Below are 25,858 nucleotides of genomic sequence, written 5' to 3'. Positions count from 1 at the left end.
AATGAAGGATCACGACATGGCCATCCACAAGAATCATCCCGTCCTCGAAGTCCGAGGCCTGAGCAAGACCTTCACCCTGCACCAGCAAGGCGGCCTGGAGCTGCCGGTTCTGAACGCAGTGTCCTTCGAGGTCCTCGCCGGCGATTGCCTGGTGCTGGACGGCCCCTCGGGCGCGGGAAAAAGCAGCCTGCTGCGCTGCCTCTACGGCAACTACCTGGCCAGCAGCGGTGAGATCTTGCTGCGCGCCGCGGGCAGCGATGAGATCTTGGACCTCTGCCGCATCAGCCCGCAGCGGCTCACGGCTCTGCGCCGCGACACGGTCGGCTATGTCAGCCAGTTCCTGCGCGTGATTCCGCGCGTCAGCAGCTTGAGCCTGGTGGCCGAGCCCTTGCAAGCCCTGGGCGCCGGGCACGAGGAGGCCATGCAGCGCGCGGCCGAGTTGCTGGCGCGGCTGAACCTGCCCGAGCGGCTCTGGGGCCTGCCACCGGCCACCTTCTCGGGTGGCGAGCAGCAGCGCGTCAATATCGCGCGCGGCTTCATCGCCCCCAAGCCCCTCTTGCTGCTGGACGAACCGACCGCCTCGCTCGACGCGGCCAACCGCGCAGTCGTCATCACCCTGATCCGCGAAGCCTGCGCCGCCGGCCAGGCCGTGGTCGGCATTTTTCATGACGCCGAGGTGCGCGAGGCCGTGGCCACGCAGCGCCTTCCCCTGCAAGCCCTGAGCTCAGCCACAAGCCACGCCGAGATGGCGATTGCCGCCTGAACATTGCCCGCGAAAGAAGTGCACACGATGAACACCACCACCCCGCTCTACCTCACCCATGCCCACATCGTCCTGGCCGAGCAGGAGCTGCACGACGCCTCGTTGCTGATCGGCGCCGACGGCCGCATTGCCGCCATCAACCCCGAGTCCGGCGGCGGCGCGCCCGAGCAGAGCTTGAACGGCCAATGGCTGCTGCCCGGCATGGTGGACCTGCACTGCGACGCGGTGGAAAAAGAAGTGGAGCCGCGCGCCCGCGTGCTCTTCCCCCTGGACTTCGCCTGCATCAATATCGACCGCCGCAATGCCGCGGCCGGCATCACCACGCCCTACCATGCGCTGTCATTTGCTCATGCCGAATGGGGCGTGCGCAACAACGAGACGGCCACCGAGCTGGTGCGCGCCCTGCGCCGCCTGAAAGCCCATGAGCTGATCGACAACCGCGTCCATGTGCGCTACGAGATCACCGACCTCAGCGCCCTGCCCCATGTGCTGGGGCTGTTGGACGAAGGCGGCGTCGATCTGCTCTCCATCATGGACCACACCCCCGGCCAGGGCCAGTTCAAGCATCTGGACAGTTATGTCGCCTACATGATGGGCAACCACGGCAGCAGCGAGCAAGCCGCCCTGCAAATGGCCGAAGAAAAAATGCAGGCCCGCCAAAGCGCCGACGAGCGCGTGCTGGCCGTGATGGAGCGCGCCAAGCAGCGCGGCGTGCCCACCGCCAGCCATGATGACGACGACCCGCAGCGCGTGTTGACCATGAAGAGCCTGGGCGCCCGCATGAGCGAGTTCCCCATCAATCTGGAAACCGCCCGCGCCGCCCATGCCGCCGGCCTGGCCACCATCCTGGGCGCGCCCAATGTCATGCGCGGCGGCAGCCAGAGCGGCAATATGCGCGCCCTCGACGCCATCCACGCCGGCGTGGCCGACTGCCTCTGCGCCGACTACGCGCCCGCCACCATGCTGGCCGCCGTCGACGCCCTGGTCCATCGCGAAGGCCTGGGCCTGCCCCAAGCCACCCGCCTGGTCAGCCAAGGCCCGGCCCGCGCCGCCGGCTTGAATGACCGCGGCGAGATCGCCGTCGGCCTCCGCGCCGACCTGATCAGCGTGGCTCGGCCAGGCGGCCAGGCGGCGGTGGAGCGCGTCTGGTGCGCCGGCAAGCCCGTGTTTGCGGTGGACTACCGGCACGTTTAAGCGGCCGGTCGGCCGCGCATCGCCTGGATCACCCTCGCCAGGGGGAGTCGTCCCTTGAGCGCCTTGCGGCCACGGCTGGGCACAACACGCCAATGGGTGGCGCCCTTGAGTACTGCATGCCTTCGGTCAAACGTCACAGCGGCCCAAGCCTTTGAACTGAAGCCTGGCTGGTAGCGCGGCATCTGGCTTGCTACAGTCCCGGCTGCTCCGCACAGCTTGAGGGTCAGGCCTCTGCGCGTGTGCGTGGGCCTGAAGCCGCCAAGACCGACCGACAGAGAAACAGGGAGACCTCGAGATGCCAGCACCACAGATGCAAAAACCGACCGGCGCTTTTGTCGGGGCCTCCTGGGCCGCGATGCTGGCCGGTGCCGGCGCCTACCTGGCCGGCCTCTGGAACGCCGACATGCAGCTGAACGAGAAAGGCTATTACTTCACCTTGCTCATGTACGGCCTGTTCTCGGCCGTGTCCCTGCAGAAGTCGGTGCGTGATCGGCTGGAAGGCATCAAGGTGACGGGGCTCTACTTCGGCCTGTGCTGGGTCTCGCTGGGCATCGCTTTGCTGCTGCTGGGCGTGGGCCTGTGGAATGCCGCACTGAACGCCAGCGAGAAAGGCTTCTACGCCATGTCCTTTCTGCTGAGCTTGTTTGCCGCCGTGGCCGTGCAGAAAAATGTGCGCGATGTTGCCTTGTTCGGCCCAGCGCCCGAGGCCCACGACTCGCTGAGCGAAAACTGATGGGTGAAGCGCTGAAGGCTCGGCCGGACTGGCTGCTGTCTTGCGATGCCGCTTGACTCTGCTTCTCGGCGGGGGCGCAAAGGCTGGAACTTGCTAGCCCGCGCCTGCCTGGTCACTTCCTTTAGCGTCCTCCTCGCCGCCTGCAGCGAGCTCGGCGCCGGCACCGGCCAGATCAGCCAGCGCATCGGCGACATCACCCGCGACCCGACAGCCCATGAAGTCGATTTAGCCAAGCTCACCAGCTTTGGCTGGAACCGGGTCTATCACTTCGAGCCCGGCAGCACACGCGAAGCCATCTGCGATTTCATCGCCGCCGGCCGCAGTGTCTGCGGCCGCATCATCCGCTACCCGGCCGTGCCAGCGGATCATCAAGCCCTGGTCTTCGCCCTCGGGCCGCAGCTGACCCATGTCGAGCTGCATGCAATGGCCCATGGCCGCCTGGAGCTGAAGCAAGAAGCGGGCGGTCTGCCCAGGTCGCACGCCAAGTTCAACATCCGCCGGATCAGTCTGGGTACGGCACAGGAAAAGATCGCGCTGGAGCCTCAGTGAGCCGGCCGGGGTCCGGCCATGTCGACTCGAGCACAACCCACCCATGATCCATATTCACGCCATCTGCCACGACGATTTGGCCGACATCGCCGCCCTGCACGGCGGGAGCTGGCGCAGCGCCTATCGCGGCATCTACAGCGACGCCTTTCTCGACAGCGACGCAGTGGTTCAGACGCGCCAGGCCTTGTGGACCCGCCGCCTGATCAGCGAGCCTTCACTGGGCAGCTTTGGCTTCATCGCTCGCGATCCTTCGGGCGAGGCGCTGGGCTTCACCTTTGCCTTTCCGGCCTTCGATGCGCAATGGGGCAGCCTGCTGGACAACCTCCATGTGCGGCTCGATCACAAGGGTCGGGGCATAGGACGGCAATTGCTGCTTGCCTTGAGCGAGCGCTGCGCAGGCGAGTGGGCCGAGCTGGGCTTGTACCTCTGGGTGTTTGAGGCCAATACGGCAGCCCGAGCGGTCTACGAGCACTTGGGCGCACGGCCTGCCGAGCGGATGGTGATCACGCTGCAGGATGGCAGCGAGGCGGCGGAGTGGCGCTATGTGTGGCCGTCGCCGGGCGAACTGCTGCGGGCGCTGAGGCGCGAGGCCTAGCGACAAACAAAAAAGCGCCCGGCTTTCGAGGCCGGGCGCTGTTTGGGCTGAATCTGCACGAGGCGCAGACCCCAGTGATTGCCCGGCCGGCCCGCGCGAGACGCGGCCCGGCGTTCGCAAGGCATCGCGCAGTCCGCAGGGACTACGCTCGGTCCTTGCCTGTCCCCAGCCAGCCCACGCAAGACATGGGCTGTCGTGATCAGGGCGAGGCTGCAGCATGTCCCTTTCTCTCCCCAGCCAGCCCACGCAAGACATGGGCTGTCGTGATCAGGGCGAGGCTGCAGCATGTCCCTTTCTCTCCCCAGCCAGCCCACGCAAGACGTGGGCTGTCGTTCGTCACGGGTCGGACAGTCCTCAGGGCTGTCCTCGCTCGCGCCTTTGCCCGGCCGGCCCGCGCGAGACGTGGCCCGGCGTTCGCAAGGACCGAGCGCAGTCCGCAGGGACTGCGCTCGGTCCTTGCCTCTCCCCAGCCAGCCCACGCAAGACGTGGGCTGTCGTTCGTCGCGGGTCGGACAGTCCTCAGGACTGTCCTCGCTCGCGACTCACCCCATGTGCAGTCCCCCGTTGCAGGAGAAGTCAGCGCCGGTGGTGAAACCGGAATCTTCGCCCGCCAGCCAAGCGACGATGGCGGCGATTTCCTCAGGCGTGCCGAGGCGCTTGATGGGGATGGTGGCGACGATCTTTTCCAGCACATCGGGGCGGATGGCCTTGACCATGTCGGTGCCGATATAGCCAGGGCTGACCGTGTTCACGGTCACGCCCTTGCTCGCCACTTCCTGGGCCAGAGCCATGGTGAAACCGTGCATGCCGGCCTTGGCGGCCGAGTAGTTGGTCTGACCGAACTGGCCCTTCTCGCCGTTCACGGACGAGATGTTGATGATGCGGCCCCAGCCCTTGTCCAGCATGTCCTCGATCACCTGCTTGGTGACGTTGAACATGGAGTTCAGGTTGGTGTCAATCACCGCGTCCCAATCGGCACGGCTCATCTTGCGGAACATGCCGTCGCGGGTGATGCCGGCGTTGTTGACCAGCACGTCGATGGGGCCATGCTCGGCCTTGACCTTGGCGAAGGCTTCGACTGTCGAATCCCAGTCGGCGACATTGCCGACCGAGACATGGAAGGTGTAGCCCAGGGCCGCTTGCTCATTGATCCACTTGGTGAAATCACGGCTGGGGCCGCAGCCGGCGATGACCTTGAAACCTTCCTTGTGCAGACGCTGGCACATGGCGGTACCGATGCCGCCCATACCGCCGGTCACATACGCAATCTTCTGGCTCATAAAAAACTCCTTGCCTCCATGGCTTTGAAACGATGACCTCGCGCCGTCGCCGCGTCCTACGCGACGGCCGAGGCTCTGCTGTTGTGTGTTGCCAAAGACGCGCTCAAAGGTTCCCGCAAGCCTCGTCAGGGGTCAAGCGGGTTTGGCCCTAATCTGAAATCAACGCTCGACCGTCAGCGCCACGCCCATGCCGCCGCCGATGCACAGCGAGGCGATGCCCTTCTTGGCGTCGCGGCGCTGCATCTCGTGCAGCAAGGTGACCAGGATGCGCGCGCCCGAAGCGCCGATCGGGTGGCCCAGGGCAATGGCGCCGCCGTTGACGTTGACGCGGCTCAAGTCCCAGCCCATTTCCTGGTGCACGGCGCAAGCTTGCGCGGCGAAGGCCTCGTTGATCTCCAGCAGATCCAGGTCTTGCGCCTTCCAGCCGGCGCGCTCCAGGGCCTTGCGGGCGGCGGGCACCGGGCCCATGCCCATGATGGAGGGGTCGAGGCCAGCGCTGGCGTAAGACGCGATGCGGGCCAGCGGGGTCAGGCCCAGCGAGGCGGCCTTGGCCGCGCTCATCAGCATCAGGCCAGCGGCGCCGTCGTTCAGGCCCGAGGCATTGCCGGCCGTCACGCTGCCGGCCTTGTCGAAAGCCGGGCGCAGGCCCGCCAGGGCCTCGGCATTGCTCTTGCGATTGATGAACTCGTCGGCGTCGAAGACGATGGCGTCGCCCTTCTTCTGCGGAATGGTGACGGCGGCGATTTCATCCTTGAAGCGGCCGGCATCTTGAGCGGCGGCCGCCTTTTGCTGCGAGGCCAGGGCCAAGGCATCCTGCGCTTCGCGGTTGATGCCGTACTGCTTGGCCACGTTCTCGGCGGTGATGCCCATGTGGTACTGGTTGTAGACGTCCCAGAGGCCGTCGACGATCATGGTGTCCACCATCTTCCAGTCGCCCATGCGCTGGCCGTCGCGCGAGCCCGGCAGCACATGCGGGGACAAGCTCATATTCTCCTGACCGCCAGCGATGACGATCTCGCTGTCGCCATCACGGATGGCCTGGGCCGCCAGCATCACGGCCTTCAGGCCGGAGCCGCAGACCTTGTTGATGGTCATGGCCGGCACGGTGTTCGGCAGGCCAGCCTTGATGACGGTCTGGCGAGCCGGGTTCTGACCCGAGCCGGCGGTCAAGACCTGGCCCAGGATCACTTCGCCGATCTGATTGCCGTCCAGGCCGCTGCGGCGCAAGAGGTCCTTGATCACCACGGCGCCCAGCTCGGGCGCTGCGGTCTTGGCCAGGCTGCCGCCAAATTTGCCAATGGCGGTACGGGCCGCCGCCACGATCACGATATCGGTCATTTCTCGTCTCCAGGGTGAGGCTGCATCTCAACAGGCGCCGTGTTTCGGCACCCACAGATAACAGGTTAGCAGATCAGGGTTTCAACTAGGTTTCAGCAAGGTTTCCAAATGCAGGCAATCGCTCACTCCGCATCGGGGGCAAAAAAAACAGGACCGGCGCCAGAGGCACACGGTCCTGTTTGAATTCAGGCTTTCTGTTTGACGTAACGCCCGGGCGCCGGCTCGATCACCGGGTATTGCCGGCTGCCCGGCCCCTTGGGCGCGGCCACTTTGGGGCCGGCATGGCCGGCCAACCAGGCGGCCCAGTCGGTCCACCAGCTGCCCGGGTGCTCGACTGCCCCCTCGAACCACTGCTCCGAGGTGGCCGGCAGGGCCGCGGTCTTGCCCAACCAGTGGCTGCGTTTGCCCTTGGCCGGCGGGTTGATGACGCCGGCGATATGGCCCGAGGCGCCCAGCACGAAGCGCTTGGGGCCTTTGAACACCTGAGTGCTGCGATAGGCGGCGTCCCAGGGCACGATATGGTCTTCGCGCGAGCCGTAGATGTAGACCGGCGCCTCGATCAGGCCCAGGTCCAGCTTCTCACCGCAGACGGTCAGGCGACCCGGAATCTTCAGCTCATTCTGCAAATAGGTGTGGCGCAGATACCAGCAGTACATGGGGCCGGCCATATTGGTCGAGTCGCCGTTCCAGTACAGCAGGTCGAAAGCCGGAGGCGCCTCGCCTTTGAGGTAGTTGCCCACCACATAGTTCCAGACCAGGTCGTTGGGGCGCAGGAAGCTGAAGGTGGCCGCCAGCTCCTGGCCCTTGAGCAGGGCCGGGCCCTTGGGGTTGCCCATGCTCTTGTCGCCCAGGCTCATCTCGCGCATCTTGACCATGGCCTCGTCGATGAAGATATCGAGCACGCCGTTGCTGGAGAAATCGATCAAGGTGGTCAGCAGGGTCAGGCTGGACGCCGGCTGCTGGCCGCGCGCCGCCAGCACGGCCAAGGCCGTGGCCAGGATGGTGCCGCCGACACAGAAGCCCAGGGTGTCGATCTGCTCGGCGCCGCTGATGTCTTGCACCACCTCGATGGCCTTGATCGGCGCACCCTCGATCACCTCATCCCAGGTCCAGGCGGCGCAAGAGGCATCAGGGTTGCGCCAGCTCAGCACAAAGACCCGGTGGCCCTGCTCGACCGCGTAGCGGATCAGCGAGTTCTCGGGCTGCAGGTCAAGGATGTAGTACTTGTTGATGCAGGGAGGCACCAGCAGGAAAGGCCGGGCGTGCACGGTGGCGGTCAGCGGCTTGTATTCGATCAGCTGGAAGAAGTTGTTCTCGAACACCACCGCACCTTCGCTGGTGGCGACATTGCGGCCGACCTCGAAGGCGCTCTCGTCGGTCTGCGAGAGGTGGCCGCGCTGGATGTCGGCCCAGAGCTGCTGCATGCCCTTGGCGATGCTCTCGCCCTGGGTGTCCAGCGCCAGCTTCTGCGCCTCGGGGTTCAGGGCCAGGTAGTTGCTGGGCGAGGCGGCATCGACAAACTGCTGCACGGCGAAGCGAATGCGTTCGCGCGTCTTGGCCTCGCCTTCGAGCTTGTCGGCCATCTGCTGCAAGGTGCGGGCATTGAGCAAATAGAGCTGGGCGACGAAGCTGGAGGCCGGGTTGGCGCTCCAGGCCTCGGCAGCGAAGCGGCGGTCGCCGAGCGGTTTAGGTTTAGGCTTGGGCGCGGCCTCCTTGGCAGCTTCCCCTTGGCTGGCACCAAACACGCCACCCAGTCCAGCGCCCAGACCGGGCAAGGCTGAATTCCAGAGTTCGCTGGCCTGCTTGAGATAGTTGCTCTGCAGCTCGCTCAGGGCCTGGGCCGGGATCTGCAAGCCGGCCAGGCTGGACCACATCTCGCCCAGACCGGCCATGCCGGCGCCGAGTTCGGGCAAAGCGGCCGCCGGGGCCGCGGGTGCGGGAGCAGCAGCTGGCGCAGAAGACGGCGCTGGGGTCAGGGCCGGCCGGCGGCGCGGAGCCGGCCTCTTCTTGACGGCCGGCGCAGCACTGGCCTGGACCTTCTTGACCGCAGCTTTCCGTGCGGGGCTGGCCGGAGTGGCCGGTTTCTTCGTGCTCATGAATATCCTCTGCCGCTGACCAGCGGCTCCACATTGAGATCACGCCTTGGCCAAGACCCTGGCGTGCAAAGACACGAAATCAGGCCGCGTGAGAAAGCGCACGCAATGTTGTACCCTCGCCCGCTTACCTTGCCATGACATTTCATGTATCTGATCGCAATCGCCTGGGGCTATGTTGCCTTGATGATGGCCTTGGCCGAAGCCACCAGCAGCCAAGGCAGCGTGCTGGGCGCCATCATCACCTTTGTTCTCTACGGTCTCTTGCCGATCTCGATTGTGCTGTACGTGCTGGGCTCGCCCAGCCGCAAGGCGGCGAGAAAAAAGCAGGAGCAACTGCAGGCTCAGCTCGATTTCCCGCAAGAGCCAACCGAGGCCATGCCGCTGGACCCGCTGGCGCGCGCACCGGCATCACACCAGGCCGATGACCGCCACCATGCGGCCGGTCCGGGCATCGTGCCGGTAGGAAAAGAACCTTGAGGGTTCGCTGAGCGTGCACCAGTGGCCGCCGCTGAAGTGGCTGAGGCCGGCGGCACGCAAGCGCAGCCGTGCCAGCGCCGGCAGATCGGCCAGCCAGCGCGCTTCGCCCGCCGCGTTGGCTCGGTAGACGAATTCCGGGCCTGGCTGCGCCGCGCTGCGGCCGAAAGCCGCCAGGACCTCGGCACCCACCTCGAACTGCTGCGGACCGATGCAAGGGCCCAGCCAGGCGCGCAGCTCGCCCGGCGCACAGCCGGCGGCCGCGCAAAGCGCCGCCACCGTGTTCTCGAGCACGCCACCGGCCAGGCCGCGCCAGCCGGCATGGGCGCCCGCGACCGCGCCGGGCGCGGCAAACAGCACCGGCAGGCAGTCCGCCACCTGGATGGCGCAGCCAAGACCGGGCGTGGCCGCCACGCTGGCGTCGGCGACCGGCGGCGCGCTGGCCGCCAGCAAATCGGAGCTCAGGCGCTGCACCTCGGCGCCATGCACCTGCTTCAAGAACACCAGCGGCGCACCCAAAGCCTCAGCCACCTGGCTCCGGTTGGCCTGCACCCGGGCGGGCTCGTCGCCGACCGCGGCGCCCACATTCATGCTGGCGAACAGACCTTCGCTGCAGCCACCGGCGCGCGTCGTCATGAAGGCGCGAATGCGCGGCCACGCGGCGGGCAGCTGCCAGTCGGGCTGCAGCCAGTCGCGGTGCAGCGCTGCGGGATTCAATTCACTCGGCATCCGGGCAGGCCGAGGGCTGGGTCTTGGCGAAGGCGTCCAGGGCCATGCAGTTGCCGAACACACGCATCACCTCGGGCACATGGTCGAGCCGGCATTCGAAACGCTTGGCATTGAAAATCTGCGGCACCAGCACGCAGTCGGCCAGGCCCGGCGCGTCGCCATGGCAGAACTGGCCGGCATGGGCCTTGAGCCGCTGCTCCACCACCTCCAGGCCACTTTCGACCCAGTGGCGGTACCAGCGGTTCTTGGTGTCTTCGTCCAGGCCCAGGTCCTTGCCCAGATAGCGCAGCACGCGCAGATTGTTCAGCGGGTGGATTTCGCAGGCGATGTCCTGCGCCAGGGCACGCACCTGGGCGCGGCCCAGGGCGTCGGCCGGCAGCAGGGGCGGCTGCGGATGGGTTTCATCGAGGTATTCGATGATGGCCATGGACTGGCTGACCAGCGCGTCGCCATCGCGCAGCAGCGGTACCAGCTTGGACATGGAAGCGCTGGCATAGGCCGGGTCGAACTGCTCGTTCTTGGCCAGGTGCACGGCGCGGTAGTCGTAATCCAAGCCTTTCAACGCCAGCGCGATGCGCACGCGGTAAGAAGCCGAGGAGCGGAAGTAGTTGAAGAGTTCCATGGCGCCGATGATGCCATGGGCAAACAGATAAACTGATTTCCATGTGGCTCTCCCGACGTTTCAAGTTCTGCCCCAGCTGTGGCGCCGAGGTGCGCTACCAGGTGCCTGCCGACGACAACCGCGAGCGCGCGACCTGCCCCGCCTGCGCCAGCGTCCATTACGAGAACCCCATCAATGTGGTGGGCACCTTGCCCGTCTGGGAGCAGGACGGCGTTCCGCAAGTGCTGCTGTGCCGCCGCGCCATCGAGCCGCGCCATGGCAAGTGGACCCTGCCGGCTGGTTTTCTGGAGCTGGGCGAGACCACGCTGCAAGGTGCGGTCCGCGAGACCGACGAAGAAGCCGGGGCGCAGATCGAGATCGGCCCGCTCTACGGTCTGATGAATGTGGTCAAGGCCGGGCAGATCCATCTGTTCTACCGCGCCCGCCTGCTGTCCACCCACTTCAACCCCGGCCCGGAAACCTTGGAAGCGCGCTTGTTCGCCGAGCATGAGCTACCCTGGGACGAAATCGCCTTCCAGACCGTGCGCGACACCTTGCGCCACTTCTTCGCCGACCATCGCGCCGGCAACGGTTTCCCGCTCCACTGCGGCGATATCAGCTACTGAAGCTCAGTCACTGCCGCCCTGCGCGGTCGCCCAGGGGCCCGTCACGCCGTCGAGTTCGCAATCCCAGAGCGCCTGCACATCCATGGCATCGCGCAAACCTTCGGCGTAGACCTTGAGTGCCAGGCTGCGCAGCATGACCAGCATGCCGCGCACAAAGGCGGCGCGCGCCGCGTCACCCGAGGCGCCGCTGACGACCGAGGCGTCGAGCTTCACGTAATCCAAGCCTGCCTGGTAGAGCCGGTCGACCTGAGCCAGACCCGCGCCGGCATGCTCCAAGCCCAGCTTGACGCCCAGCGGTCGCAGCTGCCGACCCATCTCCAGCAAGAGATCGAAATGCTGCACCGCGGCCGTCTCGGCCAACTCCAGGCCCAGCTTGCGGGCGGCTTGCGGCGCCTGGAAGACCTGCTCGCGCAAGCGCGCGACAAAGCCGCCGTCGAGCAGGCTGGCCGGGGCGATGTTGACGCAGCGCAGCTTGCCGTCGCGGGCGATCGCCTCCAGCGCCAGGCTGACGGCCAGCAGGTCCACCTCGGCCGTCAAGCGGCTGCGCACCGCCAGGGGCAGCCAGCGCGTGGCCGGCTCGAAGGGGCCGTCGGCCTCCAGCTGCAGCTGCAATGGGCATTCCAAATGCACAACCTGACCCTCGCGGTCGAGCAGAGGGAACTGGCTCAGGCGGGCGCGGCGCTCCTTCAGGGCCTCGAGAATTTGCGCACGCCACACGCGCTCGCCCTGGGCGCTGCTGCCGCCCTCGGCGCCGGCCGTGCCGGCCGCACCTGCATTGGGGCCGCGGAAAAAGTCCACCACATAGCCGGACTGGGTCTCGGAGCGCGCCAAGGCCGCATCGGCCTCGCCGAACCATTGGCCCAGGCTGAGTTCACGCGGCAGATCCACAGCGCCCAGCGAAACCTGAATGCCCGCGCCCAGACCGGGCAGGCTGACACGCAAGGCATCGGCCAAGGCCTGGGCCGTCTCGGCGGCCACATCGGGGGCGGGCAACCAGAGCGCGAAGTCCGAGCCGTTGAGACGGCCGCCCAGGCAACCGCGCACCCGATCCGGGTAAGCCTTGACCGCGCGCGACAGGGTCAGCAAGGCCTGGTCGACCGCCGGCCGGCCCAGACGCTGATTGAGCAGAGCCAGCTCGCGCAAGCGCAGCAGCACCAGGCCGCCCCGCGCCGGGCCCTCGTCGCGCGTCAAGGCCGACTCCAGCTCGGCCAGGAAATGCTTGCGCGTGCTCATGCCGGTCAAGGGGTCGCAATGGGCTTGCAAGCGCAAGGCCTGCAGCTGTTCGCCCTGGGCTTCGAACATGGCCTTGACACGCGTCACCATGGCATTCATGGCCTCGGTCAGGCGCTGAAGTTCGGGCACATGGGGCAGCTCCAGCAGGGAGAAATTGCCCTCCATCACGGCGCGCGCCTGGGCCACCGCGTTGTCGAGCGGGCGGCGGATGCGATGCAAGGCCAGATAGGCGCCGACGCTGGCCAGCAGGCCCAGGCCCAGCAGCAGGGCCGCCATGCGGGTGACGCTGCGCCAGAGTTCGTCGTGCGCATAGGCACTGTGGCTGAGCACCTCAACCGAGCCGATGGCATTCCAGCCGCTGGACAGCTGGGCCACGCCAGGCTGTACAGCGATCGGCGTGAGCGAAACAAACCAGGCCGGGGCGGCACTGGCGCGGGCCGGGGCGACGCGTTCGAAGGCCAGTTGACCATTGGGCTTGCGCCAGGCAACGCGCTGGTAATAGCCGGTGTCGAACTGGGCCGAAATCAGCAGCTGCATCAGCTCGGCATCACCGCCTTGCTGGGACAGGGCCAGGGCCAGGGCCGCCGCGTTGTCGCTGTTCTTGATCTGCAGCTGGGTTTGCAGCAGCTGCCGGGTCGAAACCGTGCTGACCGCGACGCTGCCCAGCAAGGAGGCGAGAACCACGCCCAGCACCAACAGCCAGACTTGACGCATCAAGGACATGGGAAGCACCTCCGCAACTGGGTATGTTCGTTCGTATTCATGGTCATGGTGATTCAGAACCCTTCCGCCCGGGCTTTGCTGAGCAGATCGCGCCATTGTGAGAGCCGTGCCAGCGGGTCGCCGGCCGAGGTGGCGCCGACACCTTGCCACAGGCCCTCGCCATTGAAGCTGAAGACCGGCTGCAAATCCGTACGCTGCGAGGCCGGCTTCACCTCAGGCAGGAGGTTGTCGAGGATCAGCGGCTCAGCGCCGGGCTCGGCGTAGTACGCCAACACCATATGGGCCAGGGTGCGGCCGCCCAGCTGGGCACGGACATAGACCATGCGCAGCTTGGCCACCGGCGTGCCGCTGTTGAGCAGGCTGAAGTACTTGGCGATGGCATAGTCCTCGCAGTCTCCGCGGCCCTTGTCCAAGCTTTCCAGAGGGCTGGCCCAGTAGTCGGGCACACCCCAGACCTCGATGTCATCGCGGAAGGCCAAATGCTTGTTGACGAAGCTATTGACCAGACTCAGGCGCGCCAACTCCTCGACCGCCCCGGCCCGCTCGATCATCTGCAGCAGCTGCTGGGCTTCGCCGACCGTGCGCGGACCGAAGCGCGCCGCTGCCTCCAGCACCTGCTGACGGTCCAAGGCCTGGGCCGACTCGGGCGCCAAGGCCGGCAGGCCCAAGAAGGCCAGGGACAGCAGCAAAGCCGCCGGACGGGCCCAGGCCCGCGCACGGTGGACTGCCGCAGCCGCCAAGCGCGAAGCAGCTGGTGCTGCAGGCGGCCAATCGACAGTGGGGCTGCATACGCAAAATTGCATGCGTCGGGGCGCCTCGTGAGAGAGAAATGAGGTTCAGGTGAGCCGGCCTGTGCCGATAATTCGAAAGACTGTAACCCTTGCACCTGCCTCCCGGCGCCAGCACAGGCGCCAAATCGCACCCCAGTTCATGAGCACTGCTTCAATCCGCCAAGAAATTGACAAGTCCCGCGCCAGCGGTGTGCTCAAACAGATCGTCATCCCCCCCTGCCCTGAATTGCTGGCCCGTCTGCAACAGGCGATGAATGCAGCCGAGCCCGACCTCAACGAAGTCGCCCGCATCGCCGCCAGCGATGTCGCCATGTCGGCGACCCTGCTGCGCATCGCCAACAGCCCCCTGCATATTGCCGACGGCATGCCCTGCACGACCGTGGGCCAGGCCATGACGCGCATCGGCCTCGATGAAACCGCGGCCATGATGACCGGCTTTCTCTTGCGCCACGCCATTCCCGTCAACAGCCCGCACCTGGCCCGCTTCTGGGAACGCTCGACCAAGCGCGCCCTGGCCTGCGCCTTCATCGCCCGCCAGCTGCCGGGGCTCTCACCCGACCTGGCCCACACCTACGGCCTGTTCTGCCACATCGGCATGCCGGTGCTGCTGCAAAGCCTGCGCGGCTATGGCAGCACCATGGTGGAAGCCGCCGCCCGCATCGACCGCAGCTACATCGCCACCGAGAACGCCAACCACCGCAGCGACCACGCCGTGGCCGGTGCCCTGCTGGCGCGCGCCTGGAATATGGCCCCCGAACTGATGGCCGCCATCCGCCTGCATCACGACCTGGAGTCCCTGGGCCACGCCGGCATCGAGCCCGAGGTCCACACCTTGGTGGCGGCCGGCTTGGTGGCGGAACAACTGATGCGCCAGCACGAAGGCCTCAGCGAAGACGCCGACTGGGCCCAGCACCACCAGGCCGCCCTCGACTGGTTGCAGATCAGCCTCGATGATCTGGAGCATTGGGGAGATCTTTTGCGCCCTATCCTCGATCAGGCCTGAACGCTGTCGGGCTGCCCGGCCGGCCCCGGCCTCTAAGTGGCCTAGACCGGCTTCAGCACACGCGTCGCGCCCGTGCGGAACGAAGCCTTACGGATGCGTCCGTCCTGCACCTCGTAGATGCACAGCATCTCCACCTGACCCAGACCCTCGGGCAGCTTGCGGGTGATCAGTTCGAAGTCCACGACCACCGCACCGAGCAGGGTGCGCGAGACCAGCTGCGCATGGAGATCAGGCTCGGCAAGGCGGACCGCAAAGCGCTCGCGCATTTGCGCATGTCCCTGGGCCAGCCGCTCCCCATGCAGATTGAATTGCTCGGCGTCCTCGGCATAGGTGGCCAGCAGGCGCTCGATATCACGGGCGTTGTAGGCGTCCAGCTGTTCCTGGACGACGGCGAGTGGCGTGCGGTGTGCACTCATATTCAGATCCTGAGTCAGCGCGCCGTTGGCGCCAATTTTCGAGCGGCCTGCAGACGGCGATTGACTGCCTCGCGATGTTCGCGCGCCAGGGCATTGCTGCGCGTCGCCAGCTTGTCGAGTTCGGCGCTCAAGCGCGAGGCCAAGACCTGCTCCCCTGCTCCGTAGGCCCAGATGGCCAGCTCAGCACGGCTTTCGTAGGTATCAAATCGGGACACCGCTGCCTCCAGCTCTGCTCTGGCCTCGGCGGCGCGGCCGCTACCCGCCAAACAGCGCCCAATCAGCAGTGACACGGGCTCACAACGAAACTCGGGCCGCTCACGCCGCAAAGCCTCCAGGTGGGGCAAGGCCTCACTGAAACGCTGGCAGGCCACCCAGGCCTGCGCGGCGCCGAGCCGAATGTCCGGGTCGCTGGCAAACGGGCCTTGCAGGCAAGCCTGATAGCGCTGCGCGGCTTCCTCCGCCTCGCCCAGTTCCAACAGGGCCGCCGCCAGACGCATTTGGTTCTGCGCCGTCGGGGTGTCTTCCAAAGCCTGGCGCGCCTCGCGCACCTCACGCGACGGGTCCAAAACCCTAACCGCCGAAGTCATCACCTTGCCAGCGGTCCGCTGCACACGCGATTGCGGCAGGTAGATCGCCACGAAGTACACCAAGCTGCCCAACAGAGGAAAGCTGAACAGAATGATCAGCCAGTACAGGGGCTGGCCGCTGCGAATGGCGTGGACACCACACAGCAAGGCCAAGAACATATGCAAACCCAAACCGATGAACGGCATCGCGTCCTCCCGCTTTCATGGCGCCAATTTTTATTGCCGGCATTGTGCACGGCCATGCGCGAGGTCCACTCAGGGACATCCCGCTTTGGCACGATGTGCCAAATCAGCGGGTCCAAGGCGCTCAGACCGGCCGTCGCGTCCTTGGCCCACCGTGGTGCGCCAGCCAGGCATGCACTTCCCGGTACCACTGGCGCGAGTTGGCGGGCTTGAGGATCCAGTGGTTCTCGTCCGGGAACCAGAGCAGGCGCGCATCGACGCCGCGCGCCTTCAAGGTGTTGTAGTAGGCCAGGGCGTTGTGCTCGGGCACGCGGTAGTCGAGCGCGCCCTGGGTGATCAGGGTGGGCGTGTCCATGGCTGCGGCGAAGCTGAGCGGGTTCTGTGCCGCCACCTTGGCAGGGTCGGCCCAGTATGTAGCGCCGAGGTCACGGTGGCGCTGCAAATAGCTGTCGGCGCTCCAGGTGGCGACGCGGTCGAACACGCCGGCGTGGCAGATGTAGGCGCGGTAGCGGCCGCCCGGCACATGGCCATTCATCCAGGCCACCATGAAGCCGCCATAACTGCCACCGCTGGCGTACAGGCGCCGGCGGTCGGCCCAGGGCTGGGCCAGCAGCCAGTCGCTGCCGGCTTCGATGTCCTGCAACTCCAGCTCGCCCATGCGGCCCATGATGCTGTGGCGGAAAGCCTGGCCAAAGCCGCTCGAGCCGTGGTAGTTCACCATCGCCACGACATGGCCCTGGCTGGCCAGCAGATGTGGGTTCCAGCGGTAGCCGAAGGTGTCGCCCGAGGCCGAATAAGGCCCGCCGTGGATGACCTGCAGCAGCGGGTGCTTCTTGCGGGCATGGAAGCCAGGCGGGAAGACCAGCCACATCTGCACCGGCTCACCCAGTGCGCCTGTGATCGTGACCTCCTGAACCCGCCCGAGCTGCATGCCGGCCAACAGTTCGTCATTGAAGGCATCGATGCGCTGCAGCGCTACACCGACCTGGGCGACCGGCCCGGCCAACAGGCGCACCGGATGCTGCAGGCTGTCGGCCGCCAGCGCCAGCATGGGCTCCGTGGCACCAGCCGCCAGCTGGCTGGCGATGTCAAAGCCTTGCAACCAGCCGCCGGTCCAGACTCGCTGCGCGGCCGCTTCGGCCAGCGGGCGGCGCCAGAGATGGCAGCGGCCCTGCCGCTGGGCGGCGAAGAACAGGCTGCGGCCATCGGGGGCCCAGCGCAGCGGCGCGCTGGGCTCGATCTCGCAGTCCGGCGCCTGCTCGGCCGGCAGCAGTTGCCAGGCCACGGCGGCGCTGTCCATGGCATCGGCGGCAATCAGGGCCAGGCGAGCCAGTTCGGTGTGGGTCGGCTGGCGCGGGGTCGCCAGCAAGGCCAGTCCGCCGCCTTGCGGGGCAAAGCGTGGTGCACGAAAGCTCCAGGCCGGGTCGTCGAGCAGGGGGCGAATGCGCCGCTCGGCCAGATCCAGCTCGGCCAGGGCATGGCGCTGCCCGGCCTGCTGAACCGCGGCCGGGTCATGTTCGAAGACGATGCGGCGGCCGTCCGGGCTGATGTCGAAACTGTCGGCGTCGCTGCCGGCGCGTGGCAGCTCCAGGCCGCTGCCCTCCATCAGCAGGCGGACCCGGCCGCTGGCCACGTTCAGGCGCAGCAGTTGCAGCACCCGCCCGACCGGCAGGTTCTCGTCGAAATGGCGGTACTGGGCCTCGCTGGTGGCCAGGCCGCTTTCCAGGCGCGCGGCGAACTCACGCTGGCGCAGGTTCTGTGCCGCCAGGCCGCGCAACTCGGGCCAGACCCAGGCCATGAAGATGATGTGGCGGCCGTCAGGCATCCACTTGAAGGCCTCGATGCCGGCAGCGACTTCGCTGATGCGGCGGGCCTCGCCGCCGTCGGCGGCAATCAGGTAGAGCTGCCGGCTCTCGTCGCGTCGGCCTTGCTGCTCGCGCCGGGCCAGAAAGGCGATCTGGCGTCCATCGGGCGACCAGGCGGGCTGGCTGTCCTTGTCGCCGCACTGTGTCAGCGCACGTGCGGCAACCGGGCCCGCGGTGGCCAGCAGCCACAGCTGACTGAGGCGGCCCCGTCCATCCGGTGAGGGGTCCGGGCGACTCAGGCTGCAGACGACCTGGCTGCCATCGGGTGAAAGGGCCAAGCCGGCCAGCCTTTGCAGCTGGTTCAGGGCTTCGAAATCAATCGGGCGGGAAGAAACCATGGCCCGCAGTCTAGGGCCGGGCTGCTACCCTGCCGCACCAAAGTAATCGCACCGAGCCGCCGCCCGACCTCCCTCCATGCCCAACTCTTCTGCCTCTACCGGCGCTGCAAGGCTGAGCGCGCCGCTGGCCAGCCCGGCCGCCGCCCGCTTGCACGACCAGGTGGCCGCCGGCTATCGCTCAGACAGCGGCATCATCGCGCGCAAGAACCGCCAGGTGCTGGAATCGCTGGCCCGGCGCTGGCCGGCGCAGCCCGCTGCCGCTGAGAAACCGCCGCTGCGCATCGCCGACCTCGGCGTCGGCGACGGCGCCTTGCTGGGCCTCTTGCATGAGGGATTGCAGCGGCCACTGCAGCTGAGCGGCCTGGACATCTCGCCCGCGATGTTGCGCCTGGCCGGTGCACGCGTGCCGATGACGGCCGTGCTGGGTCCCGCCGAGCAGGCCGCTGCGCTGCTGCCCCAGCACAGCTTCGACCTGCTGCTGAGCCACTACATCCTGGCCTATGTGCCCTTGTCTGCCTTGCTCGAACAGGCCAAGCAGCTGCTGGCACCGGGCGGTGTGCTGTCGCTGGTGAGCTCCACCCATGAGGGCGCCGAGCCCTTGCGCGAACAATACGAGCAGCGCCTGCGCGGCAGCTGGCATCCACTGCGGCGATGGCTGGCGCGCGCCATCGAGCAAGCCCTGGCCAGCTCCAGCGTGCCCGAACGCTTTGAGCTGCTGCGGGCCGAGCTGGAGGCCGCCGGCCTGTGCCTGCTCGAGCGCCAGACCTTGCGCGATCCCCTGGTCTTCCGCAGTCGCCAAGAGGCCTTTGACTTCATCGTCACCGAGGGCTGGGGCGCCTCGGTGCTCGGGCATTTCCCGCGCCTGCCCTTGCGCTGCAACCGCGCCTTGGTGGCCGCGGCCCTGGCCCAATGCCAGTACCCCATGAGCTGGGTGCACAGCACCGAGCTGCTGCTGATCGGCCGAGCCCCGGCCGCCTGAGGCGGCGCAGGGGCTTCGGCGTCTACTCCAACACCGCGCTCAGGGCAGCGGCGGGGTGTTTTCCACGAAGTACTCGTGGGTGTCGGCGTTGTCCAGGGCCTTGGTCGGGTTGGAGATGGCCAAGGACTTGGCGGCGCTCTGGCCGTAAGCCCAATCATCGGTGCCCGCCACCACATTGAAGTGCGTCATCTCGTGCACCAAGGTACCGGCCTTGGAGTCGGTGCCGGTCAGCGGCGCGCTCCAGAAGGCATTGCAGACGTAGATCTTGTAGGGCTGGGTCGGGTAGACGTAAGCGTAGTAGCTTTGCTTGCAGCTGCAGTCCAGGGTCACGGCCTTGTTCTTGAATGCATCGGTGGCCGCCACGAAATGAGCTTTCGCAGTGTTCCAACGTGCGGCGGTGTAAGCACCGAACCAGGTCTTGTAGCGCTGCGTGCCCGAGCCGGCTCCGCTCAGATAGGTCTGCGCGGCCTGGGAGTAATTGGTCGCGGCGTTGAAGGCGCTGAGCAGCGTGGTCTTCTGTGATGCCGTGCAATTGCCGGTGTAGCTGATGCTGCCGGCCAGGGACGGGTTCTGCTCCTGCACTGCCAGAGGGGCTTGCGGGCTGCGGCCTTCCAGCCAGAAATAGCTGGGCGCCGCTTCGGCCAGTGCCGTCAGGCCGCCGGCCTGTTTGCCCAGGCCGATGTACTCGATCGCATAGCGGCCGTTCTGGCTCAGGTCATAGGTACCGGTCAGTTCGACCTCGAAGCTCTGGGTCTCGCCGGCGGCGATCAAGACATAGTCGGCCTCGGTCAGCGGGCCACGCTTGACCAGGGGGCCGGTGTAGTCGACCGGCTCGCCATCGCGGGTGATGCGAAACAGTGCCGCCAAGGGCGTGGGGCCGGGCAGCTGCGAGCGCAGGATCTGGCGCGCCTGGCGCGAGCTGTTGGTGATGCTGACGGTGACATGCACATCGACATCACCCTTGAGCACGGGCTGGGCAAAGGACAGGCGCACGTCCAAGCCACTGCTGGCCACGGCGGCTTGCGCGCCGCCGGCGACGCTGCAGACCAGGGCGGCCACGGCCCAAGCACTCAAACTGGGGCAGACATTGATTCGCTTCATGTGTCGGTACTCCATGGGGTGGAAAGTTCGCCGCGCCACAGGCGGCAAGGCGTGCGCCACTCTAGGCAGAGCCGGGCTCGGCTCCCAGCTGTCAGCTCTTACAGCTGGGAGCTCTTCGTCCGGGAGGCTAGCCATTCGTCGCACAAGAGCGCCAGCCGTCGCATGGCGGTCCAAGCGGCCCAGTGGCCGCGACAAGATCCACCCATCGACACCGCCAACCCAAGGAGACCCCCATGTTCAGAACTGCCAAGACCGCCCTCGCCGCCCTCGCCAGCACCTTCACGGCCTTGCTGGCCCTGCAGGTCCAAGCCGCCGCAGCACCTGCAGCTGCGGCCACGCAGCAACGCCAGGATCTGCTGCTGAGCGTACGCGGCGAGGGCCGGCCGGTGCTGATGATCCCGGGCCTGAACAGCGCCGCCAGCGTCTGGGATGAAACCTGCACCCGGCTGCAGCCCGGCGTGCGTTGCCTGATGGTGCAGCTGCCCGGCTTTGCCGGCCAGGCGCCGCTGGCCTCGCCCGAGGGCTTTCTGGAGCAGATCAAGGGCCAGCTGCAAACATTGCTCAAGCAGGAAGCGCCGCAAGGCGCGACCGTGGTCGGTCACAGCCTGGGCGGCGTGCTCGGCCTGATGTTGGCAGCCGACAACGCCGGCGCATCGGTCCGCCAGCTGGTGGTGGTGGACTCCCTGCCTTTTCTGCCCGGCATCCAAAACCCTGCGGCCACGGTCGAGCAGGTCAAGCCCATGGCCGAAGGCATGCGCACCGGCATGCGCAATGCGCCGTCCGAGGGCTTGCGCGCCCAGCTGACGCCCATGATGGCCGGCATGACGCGCGCGCCCGAACGCGTCGAAACCCTTGTCCAGTGGGGCCTGGCCAGCGACCGCCCCACCACCGCCCAAGCGATGTACGAGCTCTGGACCACCGACCTGCGCCCGCTCTTGCCGCGCATCCAGGTGCCGACCACCGTGCTCGGCTCCTGGGCCGCTTACGAGCGCATGGGCAGCACCCAAGCCAGCACGCGCGCCATCTTCGCGCGCCAGTACGCCGGTCTGCCAGGTCTGGATCTGCAGATGAGCGCGCAGGGCTACCACTTTCTGATGTGGGACGACGCAAGCCTGGTGCTCGGCGCCGTCAAGAAAGCCCTGGCCGCTAACTGAGTGCCTGCGCGGCCAGGCCCAAGAGCGCACTGGCCGCCAGCACCCGGGGCACGCCCCAGCGCCAGCGGAACAAAGCCCAGGCCGCGGCCAGCATCAGCGCCGCCGACAGCGCATCGAAGCGCCCGCCCCAGCCCTGGGGCCAGAGCAGATGCAGGGCAAAGAACAGGGCCAGATTGAGGATGACGCCGACCACGGCCGCCGAGATGGCCGTCAGCGGCGCGGTGAAGCCAAGCCGCCCATGGCTGGCTTCGACCAGGGGGCCGCCCGCCAGGATGAAAACAAAAGAGGGCAGAAAAGTGAACCAGGTCACCACGCCGGCCGCCAGGGCAGCGCCGGCGAACAAGGCCTCGGGCCCCAGCACCTGAGCACCCCAGCCGCCGACAAAGCCGACAAAAGCCACCACCATGATCAGCGGCCCCGGCGTGGTTTCACCCAGGGCCAGGCCGTCCATCATCTGGGCCGCGCTGAGCCATTGCTGCTGTTCGACCGCACCCTGGTAGACGTAAGGCAGCACCGCATAAGCGCCGCCAAAAGTCAGCAGTGCCGCCTTGCTGAAGAACCAGCCCATCTGGGTCAGCACCCCCTGTGTGCCGCCCCAGAGCCAGAACGCCGCCATGCTGAGCAACCACAGGCCCATGCCCAGGCCCAACACCCGGGCCAGGCCGGCGCGCGAGAAGCGCGCATGGGCCGGCGTGGGCGTGTGGTCGTCAATCACCGCCGGCCCGTCCTGTTCCAGCTGCGCGCCGCCATGGCTGCCGCCCGTGGCAAAAGCTTCGGGCCGGAAACGCCCGCCCAGCCAGCCGGCCAGGGCCGCCGCGGCGATGATCAAGGGGAACGGCAGCTTCAGCGCAAAGATGGCCACAAAAGCCGCCAACGCTATGGCCCACAGCCAGCGATTGCGCAGCACCCGCCCGCCGATGCGATGGGCCGCATGCAGCACCAGGGCGGTGACGGCCGGCTTGATGCCGAAGAACAGCCCGGCCACCAAAGGCTGCTGGCCATGCACCAGATACAGCCAGGACAAGCCGATCAGCAGCAGCAGAGACGGCAGCACGAACAGCGCTCCGGCCATCAAGCCGCCCCAGCTGCGGTGCATCAACCAGCCGATGTAGGTGGCCAGCTGCTGGGCCTCGGGGCCGGGCAAGAGCATGCAGTAGTTGAGTGCATGCAGAAAGCGCCGCTCGCTGATCCAGCGCCGGCGCTCGACCAGCTCCTGGTGCATCAGCGCGATCTGGCCGGCCGGCCCACCAAAGCTCAGGCAGCCCAGCCAGAGCCAGAACTTGAAGGCTGCCCAGCGGCTCGGAGCTTCGGGCGCTGGTGGCGCTGGTGGCAGCGCTTCGCTGTTCATGGCGCCGAGCGCGCCAGCCAAGCTGCCCGGTCCATGTCGTAGACCGAGGTGTCCATGTCGTACCAATGTTCCAGGCCGCGGTAGCTCATGCCCAGCTTCTTCATCACATGGGCTGAGGCCAGGTTGTCGGGGTGGCAGACGGCGCACAGCAGCGGCGTCTGCAACTCGTCAAAAGCAAAGCTGGCCATGCGCTGCGCGGCCTCGGAACCCAGACCCTGGCCCCAGCGGTCCTGGCGCAGGCGCCAGCCAATCTCCAGAGGCTGGGCCCGGTCGCGACCCAGATGCTGGATGCAGCCCGCGCCCACGACCTGACCGGTCGCCAGGTCCAGAAAGCTCCACCAGGAATAGCCCAGCTCCGCCCAGCGCGCCTGCACCCGCGCGATCATGTCCTCGGTCTCTTGGAGGGTCTCGCCGCGCCCGGTGATGTAGCGCATCACAGCCGGGTCGCGGTTCATGTCATGCAAGCCCTGCAGATGTTCGGGGCTGCAGGGTTCCAGGCGCAGGCGGGCGGTGTGAAGAACAGTCATGGTACGGGCACGAGGCAATGAAGAACGTGGCCCGCAGTCTAGCCAGCCGACCATGACAATCCGAAAGACTGCAGGCTGGATAGGCTCAGTCCCCGCTGAACAAGGCTTCTGCCTCGCCGAAACCATAGAAGCGCTCGCCCATGGCCTGCCAGCTGCCCGTCTGCAAAGCCTCACGGCCCATATCGCGCAGCAAGCCCATGACGCTGAGCATGGGGCAGACGCCCAGACTGACGCGCTGCGCGCCGGCGGCAAACAGCTCGCCCGCGCCAGGCGCCCCGGGCATGGCCATCAAGCTCAAGGGCCCGCCGAGCCCGCTGGCCAAGGTGCGGATCATGCTCAGGTCCAGCAGACCGGGCACGAACACCATGTCCGCGCCGGCCGCCAGATAGGCGCGGCCGCGCGCCAGCGTCAGGGCCAGGCGCTGCTCGATGTCCGCGCCTTCGGCCAGCAAAAAGCTGTCGCAGCGCGCATTGATCCACAGCGGCAAGCCGCTGCGATCGGCCGCCGCCCTGGCGGCCGCCAGGCGTTGACCCTGCTCGGCATCGTTGAACAGGCCGCTGCCGTCCCGTCCGTGCCGGCGGTCCTCCAAATTGACACCGACCGCGCCGGCGGCAATGGCCGCCTCGACCGACAGGGCCACCGCCTCGGGGGCGGCACCGTAGCCGGCCTCGATATCGGCCGTCAGCGGCAGGTGCACGGCGGCGGCGATGGCGGCGACCTGGGCCAGCATGGCTTCGCGACCCATCAGCTCGGCATCGCCGAGGCCATGGGCATAGGCGATGGCGCCGCTGCTCGTGCCCAGCGCAGCAAAGCCTTCCTGCTCGAACACACGGGCGCTGGCAATGTCCCAGGCATTGGCGAGCAGCAGGCCGCCCTGGCGGTTCAAGGCGGCAAAGCGCTGAGCGCGTTGAGTTTGTTCTTGGTGATTCATGGCAACTCGATTCATCAGAGCGAAGACAAAGAAGCCGCCATGGTGTCGAGATCTGCGGAGGCCGGCTCGCGCTTTTCGGCCATGAACGTCAACCGATGTTGTTGTCCGAAAACCGCCAGCCGCGGGCCCTGCCCACGCCCGAGAATGGCGCCATGGACCTGCCCCTGGACCCCGACAGCTGCTACCGCGCACTCGCCAGCCGTGATGCGCGCTTTGACGGCCGCTTCTTCATCGCCGTGCGCAGCACCCGCATCTATTGCCGGCCGATCTGCCCGGCGCCCACGGCCAAGCGCGAGAACGTCAGCTTCTACGCCACAGCGGCTGCCGCCCAAGAAACCGGCTACCGCCCTTGCCTGCGCTGCCGGCCCGAAGCAGCACCGGACTCCGGCGCCTGGCTGGGCGTGGCCAACAGCGGCCATTCCCATGCGGTGAGCCGCGCCCTGGGCCTGATCGAGATGGGCGCGCTCGACGAGGCCGGCGTGGCGGCGCTGGCCGAACGCTTAGGGCTGGGCGAGCGCCAGCTGCGGCGCCTGTTCGCCGAACATGTCGGCGCCTCGCCGCTGGCCGTGGCGCAGACGCGGCGCGTGCTGCTGGCCCAGCAGCTGCTGCGCGAAAGCGCCCTGAACTTGACCGAGATCGCCTTTGCCTCCGGCTTCGGCAGCATCCGCCGCTTCAACGAGGTTTTCCAGACCCTGTTCAAACGCCCGCCCAGCGAGCTGCGCCACGGGCCAGGTGCCCGGCTCGCGCCGGGCCGCGCCGGCGAGGTCAGCCTGCTGCTGCGCTACCGGCCGCCCTATGACTGGCCGGCCATGCTGGGCTTTCTGCGGGCCCGCGCCATCCCGGGCATGGAGCAGGTCGATGACGAACAGGGCGGTCGTTATGCACGCAGCTTTTCCCTGGCTGGACGGCAAGGGACCTTGAGCGTCAGCCATGCGCCTCAGCAGCAGGCGCTGCAGGTCAGCGTGCGCTGCGAGCACCTGGCCGTGCTGCCCCTGGTGATCGCGCGCCTGCGACGTCAATTCGATCTGGCCGCCGACCCCGAGCTGATCGCCGCCCAGCTGGGCTCCAACGATGGGCTGATGGCCGGCCTGGTGCAGCGCCGCCCGGGTCTGCGCGTGCCCGGCTGCTGGGACGGCTTCGAGCTGGCCCTGCGCGCCGTTCTGGGCCAGCAGATCACGGTCGGCGCCGCCATCCAGCTGGCGACCAAACTGCTGGCCCGCTACGGCGAGCCCCTGCAGAACGTAGCCCCCGAACAGCCGTCTTTGCAGTGCCTGTTCCCTCGGGCTGAGGCCCTGGCCGGCCAGGACCTCAGCCATCTGGGCATGCCACGCAGCCGCGCCGCCACCTTGGCCGGCGTGGCCGCCGCCAGCCTGGCCGACCCGGGCCTGTTCGAACGCCAGGCCAGCCTGGAAGACGCCTTGGCCCGCTGGCGCGCCCTGCCCGGCATCGGCGATTGGACGGCCCAGTACATCGCCCTGCGCCAGCTGCGCGAGCCCGATGCCTTTCCGGCAGCAGACGTCGGCCTGATGCAGGCGATTGAATGGCTGGAGGGCAGCCGGCCCGATGCCAAGCAACTGGCCAGCCGGGCCCAGGCCTGGCGACCCTGGCGAGCCTATGCGGCCCAGCATCTGTGGGCGGAGCTGGCCGAGCAGGCGCCGCGCTGAAGATCGATCGCTTCCCGTGTCAGTCCGCTGCGGACCA

Annotated in this window: 25 protein-coding genes; 11 read left to right on the top strand and 14 right to left on the bottom strand. The window is 67.4% G+C overall.

The genetic code is table 11. From position 1 onward, the window contains the following. Positions 1–22: 22 nt before the first annotated feature. From phnL to LNV23_RS07785, 5 genes are all read left to right on the top strand, one after another. Positions 23–763, top strand: a complete 741-nt coding sequence (gene phnL / locus LNV23_RS07805) for a phosphonate C-P lyase system protein PhnL (RefSeq protein ID WP_263562649.1) — start codon at positions 23–25, stop codon at positions 761–763. Between the two features lie 27 nt (positions 764–790). After that, positions 791–1,957: an alpha-D-ribose 1-methylphosphonate 5-triphosphate diphosphatase gene (locus tag LNV23_RS07800; protein ID WP_263562458.1), complete on the top strand. Its 1,167-nt coding sequence runs from the start codon at positions 791–793 to the stop codon at positions 1,955–1,957. Positions 1,958–2,252: 295 nt separating this feature from the next. After that, the gene (gene yiaA / locus LNV23_RS07795; RefSeq protein WP_263562457.1) at positions 2,253–2,690 is read left to right on the top strand and encodes an inner membrane protein YiaA; all 438 of its coding nucleotides are present in this window, start codon (positions 2,253–2,255) and stop codon (positions 2,688–2,690) included. A gap of 90 nt (positions 2,691–2,780) precedes the next feature. Then, on the top strand, positions 2,781–3,239 hold the full coding sequence (locus LNV23_RS07790; protein WP_263562456.1) for a hypothetical protein: 459 nt from the start codon (positions 2,781–2,783) through the stop codon (positions 3,237–3,239). A gap of 43 nt (positions 3,240–3,282) precedes the next feature. After that, positions 3,283–3,834, top strand: a complete 552-nt coding sequence (locus LNV23_RS07785; RefSeq protein WP_263562455.1) for a GNAT family N-acetyltransferase — start codon at positions 3,283–3,285, stop codon at positions 3,832–3,834. Between the two features lie 542 nt (positions 3,835–4,376). Here LNV23_RS07785 and phbB read toward each other — a convergent pair. The 3 genes from phbB to phaC form a co-directional block, all read right to left on the bottom strand. Beyond that, positions 4,377–5,114: an acetoacetyl-CoA reductase gene (gene phbB / locus LNV23_RS07780; RefSeq protein WP_263562454.1), complete on the bottom strand. Its 738-nt coding sequence runs from the start codon at positions 5,112–5,114 to the stop codon at positions 4,377–4,379. A 159-nt stretch (positions 5,115–5,273) separates the two neighbouring features. Then, positions 5,274–6,452, bottom strand: a complete 1,179-nt coding sequence (locus LNV23_RS07775) for an acetyl-CoA C-acetyltransferase (RefSeq protein WP_263562453.1) — start codon at positions 6,450–6,452, stop codon at positions 5,274–5,276. 185 nt (positions 6,453–6,637) lie between these two features. Further along, positions 6,638–8,344: a class I poly(R)-hydroxyalkanoic acid synthase gene (phaC, locus tag LNV23_RS07770; RefSeq protein WP_263562648.1), complete on the bottom strand. Its 1,707-nt coding sequence runs from the start codon at positions 8,342–8,344 to the stop codon at positions 6,638–6,640. Between the two features lie 348 nt (positions 8,345–8,692). Here phaC and LNV23_RS07765 point away from each other — a divergent pair, with 348 nt between their 5' ends. Beyond that, positions 8,693–9,025, top strand: coding sequence for a hypothetical protein (locus LNV23_RS07765; RefSeq protein ID WP_263562452.1), 333 nt, complete (start codon positions 8,693–8,695; stop codon positions 9,023–9,025). On the opposite strand, the gene pgeF is transcribed toward LNV23_RS07765, so the two are convergent. Both pgeF and maiA read right to left on the bottom strand, forming a co-directional pair. Then, on the bottom strand, positions 8,957–9,751 hold the full coding sequence (gene pgeF / locus LNV23_RS07760) for a peptidoglycan editing factor PgeF (RefSeq protein WP_411910553.1): 795 nt from the start codon (positions 9,749–9,751) through the stop codon (positions 8,957–8,959). The two genes, LNV23_RS07765 and pgeF, sit on opposite strands and share 69 nt — an antisense overlap. Beyond that, positions 9,741–10,373, bottom strand: coding sequence for a maleylacetoacetate isomerase (maiA, locus tag LNV23_RS07755; protein ID WP_263562451.1), 633 nt, complete (start codon positions 10,371–10,373; stop codon positions 9,741–9,743). Before maiA ends, pgeF begins: the two co-directional genes overlap by 11 nt. A 41-nt stretch (positions 10,374–10,414) precedes the next feature. Here maiA and LNV23_RS07750 point away from each other — a divergent pair, with 41 nt between their 5' ends. Further along, positions 10,415–10,978 carry an NUDIX hydrolase gene (locus tag LNV23_RS07750; RefSeq protein WP_263562450.1) on the top strand — a complete coding sequence of 188 codons (564 nt, stop codon included), beginning with the start codon at positions 10,415–10,417 and terminating at the stop codon, positions 10,976–10,978. Between the two features lie 3 nt (positions 10,979–10,981). Here the strand turns inward: LNV23_RS07750 and LNV23_RS07745 are convergent, their stop codons facing one another. Both LNV23_RS07745 and LNV23_RS07740 read right to left on the bottom strand, forming a co-directional pair. Next, complete coding sequence (locus LNV23_RS07745; RefSeq protein WP_263562449.1) at positions 10,982–12,934, bottom strand: bifunctional diguanylate cyclase/phosphodiesterase; 1,953 nt, start codon at positions 12,932–12,934, stop codon at positions 10,982–10,984. Between the two features lie 53 nt (positions 12,935–12,987). Beyond that, a complete protein-coding gene (locus LNV23_RS07740) occupies positions 12,988–13,737 on the bottom strand; it encodes a transglutaminase-like cysteine peptidase (protein ID WP_263562448.1) in 750 nt (249 codons plus the stop codon). Positions 13,738–13,864: 127 nt separating this feature from the next. On the opposite strand from LNV23_RS07740, the gene LNV23_RS07735 reads away from it, so the two are divergent. Beyond that, on the top strand, positions 13,865–14,728 hold the full coding sequence (locus tag LNV23_RS07735; RefSeq protein WP_263562447.1) for an HDOD domain-containing protein: 864 nt from the start codon (positions 13,865–13,867) through the stop codon (positions 14,726–14,728). 41 nt (positions 14,729–14,769) lie between these two features. Here LNV23_RS07735 and LNV23_RS07730 read toward each other — a convergent pair whose 3' ends face one another. The 3 genes from LNV23_RS07730 to LNV23_RS07720 all read right to left on the bottom strand — a co-directional run bounded on the left by LNV23_RS07730 (position 14,770) and on the right by LNV23_RS07720 (position 18,117). Further along, on the bottom strand, positions 14,770–15,144 hold the full coding sequence (locus tag LNV23_RS07730) for a nuclear transport factor 2 family protein (protein WP_263562446.1): 375 nt from the start codon (positions 15,142–15,144) through the stop codon (positions 14,770–14,772). Positions 15,145–15,158: 14 nt separating this feature from the next. Further along, positions 15,159–15,917, bottom strand: coding sequence for a tetratricopeptide repeat protein (locus LNV23_RS07725; RefSeq protein WP_263562445.1), 759 nt, complete (start codon positions 15,915–15,917; stop codon positions 15,159–15,161). Positions 15,918–16,038: 121 nt separating this feature from the next. Next, complete coding sequence (locus LNV23_RS07720) at positions 16,039–18,117, bottom strand: alpha/beta hydrolase family protein (RefSeq protein ID WP_263562444.1); 2,079 nt, start codon at positions 18,115–18,117, stop codon at positions 16,039–16,041. Between the two features lie 76 nt (positions 18,118–18,193). Here LNV23_RS07720 and LNV23_RS07715 point away from each other — a divergent pair, with 76 nt between their 5' ends. Continuing rightward, positions 18,194–19,096, top strand: coding sequence for a class I SAM-dependent methyltransferase (locus LNV23_RS07715; protein ID WP_263562443.1), 903 nt, complete (start codon positions 18,194–18,196; stop codon positions 19,094–19,096). 39 nt (positions 19,097–19,135) lie between these two features. On the opposite strand, the gene LNV23_RS07710 is transcribed toward LNV23_RS07715, so the two are convergent. Continuing rightward, complete coding sequence (locus tag LNV23_RS07710) at positions 19,136–20,197, bottom strand: M35 family metalloendopeptidase (RefSeq protein ID WP_263562442.1); 1,062 nt, start codon at positions 20,195–20,197, stop codon at positions 19,136–19,138. A 233-nt stretch (positions 20,198–20,430) separates the two neighbouring features. Between LNV23_RS07710 and LNV23_RS07705 the strand changes: the two genes are divergently transcribed. Beyond that, complete coding sequence (locus tag LNV23_RS07705) at positions 20,431–21,351, top strand: alpha/beta fold hydrolase (protein WP_263562441.1); 921 nt, start codon at positions 20,431–20,433, stop codon at positions 21,349–21,351. Here the strand turns inward: LNV23_RS07705 and chrA are convergent. The 3 genes from chrA to LNV23_RS07690 form a co-directional block, all read right to left on the bottom strand. Further along, the gene (chrA, locus tag LNV23_RS07700) at positions 21,344–22,699 is read right to left on the bottom strand and encodes a chromate efflux transporter (protein WP_263562440.1); all 1,356 of its coding nucleotides are present in this window, start codon (positions 22,697–22,699) and stop codon (positions 21,344–21,346) included. The genes LNV23_RS07705 and chrA overlap by 8 nt on opposite strands. Continuing rightward, on the bottom strand, positions 22,696–23,226 hold the full coding sequence (locus tag LNV23_RS07695) for a GNAT family N-acetyltransferase (RefSeq protein WP_263562439.1): 531 nt from the start codon (positions 23,224–23,226) through the stop codon (positions 22,696–22,698). Before LNV23_RS07695 ends, chrA begins: the two co-directional genes overlap by 4 nt. Positions 23,227–23,311: 85 nt before the next feature. Further along, on the bottom strand, positions 23,312–24,157 hold the full coding sequence (locus tag LNV23_RS07690; RefSeq protein ID WP_263562438.1) for an isocitrate lyase/PEP mutase family protein: 846 nt from the start codon (positions 24,155–24,157) through the stop codon (positions 23,312–23,314). Between the two features lie 95 nt (positions 24,158–24,252). Between LNV23_RS07690 and LNV23_RS07685 the strand changes: the two genes are divergently transcribed. Continuing rightward, positions 24,253–25,821: an AlkA N-terminal domain-containing protein gene (locus LNV23_RS07685; protein ID WP_318023211.1), complete on the top strand. Its 1,569-nt coding sequence runs from the start codon at positions 24,253–24,255 to the stop codon at positions 25,819–25,821. Positions 25,822–25,858: the final 37 nt, after the last annotated feature.

This window comes from Kinneretia sp. DJ1R-11, from assembly GCF_025717595.1.
Lineage (GTDB): Bacteria > Pseudomonadota > Gammaproteobacteria > Burkholderiales > Burkholderiaceae_C > Paucibacter_A.
The sequence above is the reverse complement of the archived record's forward strand: the minus strand, read 5'-3'. Positions and strand labels throughout refer to the sequence as shown.

Coding starts and splice junctions, on each gene's coding strand:
- LNV23_RS07800 (WP_263562458.1), top strand. CDS start 791: ATGAACACCACCACCCCGCTCTACCTCACCCATGCCCACATCGTCCTG.
- yiaA (WP_263562457.1), top strand. CDS start 2,253: ATGCCAGCACCACAGATGCAAAAACCGACCGGCGCTTTTGTCGGGGCC.
- LNV23_RS07785 (WP_263562455.1), top strand. CDS start 3,283: ATGATCCATATTCACGCCATCTGCCACGACGATTTGGCCGACATCGCC.
- phbB (WP_263562454.1), bottom strand. CDS start 5,114: ATGAGCCAGAAGATTGCGTATGTGACCGGCGGTATGGGCGGCATCGGT.
- LNV23_RS07775 (WP_263562453.1), bottom strand. CDS start 6,452: ATGACCGATATCGTGATCGTGGCGGCGGCCCGTACCGCCATTGGCAAA.
- phaC (WP_263562648.1), bottom strand. CDS start 8,344: ATGGCCGGTCTGGGCGAGATGTGGTCCAGCCTGGCCGGCTTGCAGATC.
- LNV23_RS07765 (WP_263562452.1), top strand. CDS start 8,693: ATGTATCTGATCGCAATCGCCTGGGGCTATGTTGCCTTGATGATGGCC.
- pgeF (WP_411910553.1), bottom strand. CDS start 9,751: ATGCCGAGTGAATTGAATCCCGCAGCGCTGCACCGCGACTGGCTGCAG.
- maiA (WP_263562451.1), bottom strand. CDS start 10,373: ATGGAACTCTTCAACTACTTCCGCTCCTCGGCTTCTTACCGCGTGCGC.
- LNV23_RS07750 (WP_263562450.1), top strand. CDS start 10,415: ATGTGGCTCTCCCGACGTTTCAAGTTCTGCCCCAGCTGTGGCGCCGAG.
- LNV23_RS07745 (WP_263562449.1), bottom strand. CDS start 12,934: ATGTCCTTGATGCGTCAAGTCTGGCTGTTGGTGCTGGGCGTGGTTCTC.
- LNV23_RS07740 (WP_263562448.1), bottom strand. CDS start 13,737: ATGCAATTTTGCGTATGCAGCCCCACTGTCGATTGGCCGCCTGCAGCA.
- LNV23_RS07735 (WP_263562447.1), top strand. CDS start 13,865: ATGAGCACTGCTTCAATCCGCCAAGAAATTGACAAGTCCCGCGCCAGC.
- LNV23_RS07730 (WP_263562446.1), bottom strand. CDS start 15,144: ATGAGTGCACACCGCACGCCACTCGCCGTCGTCCAGGAACAGCTGGAC.
- LNV23_RS07725 (WP_263562445.1), bottom strand. CDS start 15,917: ATGCCGTTCATCGGTTTGGGTTTGCATATGTTCTTGGCCTTGCTGTGT.
- LNV23_RS07720 (WP_263562444.1), bottom strand. CDS start 18,117: ATGGTTTCTTCCCGCCCGATTGATTTCGAAGCCCTGAACCAGCTGCAA.
- LNV23_RS07715 (WP_263562443.1), top strand. CDS start 18,194: ATGCCCAACTCTTCTGCCTCTACCGGCGCTGCAAGGCTGAGCGCGCCG.
- LNV23_RS07710 (WP_263562442.1), bottom strand. CDS start 20,197: ATGAAGCGAATCAATGTCTGCCCCAGTTTGAGTGCTTGGGCCGTGGCC.
- LNV23_RS07705 (WP_263562441.1), top strand. CDS start 20,431: ATGTTCAGAACTGCCAAGACCGCCCTCGCCGCCCTCGCCAGCACCTTC.
- chrA (WP_263562440.1), bottom strand. CDS start 22,699: ATGAACAGCGAAGCGCTGCCACCAGCGCCACCAGCGCCCGAAGCTCCG.
- LNV23_RS07695 (WP_263562439.1), bottom strand. CDS start 23,226: ATGACTGTTCTTCACACCGCCCGCCTGCGCCTGGAACCCTGCAGCCCC.
- LNV23_RS07690 (WP_263562438.1), bottom strand. CDS start 24,157: ATGAATCACCAAGAACAAACTCAACGCGCTCAGCGCTTTGCCGCCTTG.
- LNV23_RS07685 (WP_318023211.1), top strand. CDS start 24,253: ATGTTGTTGTCCGAAAACCGCCAGCCGCGGGCCCTGCCCACGCCCGAG.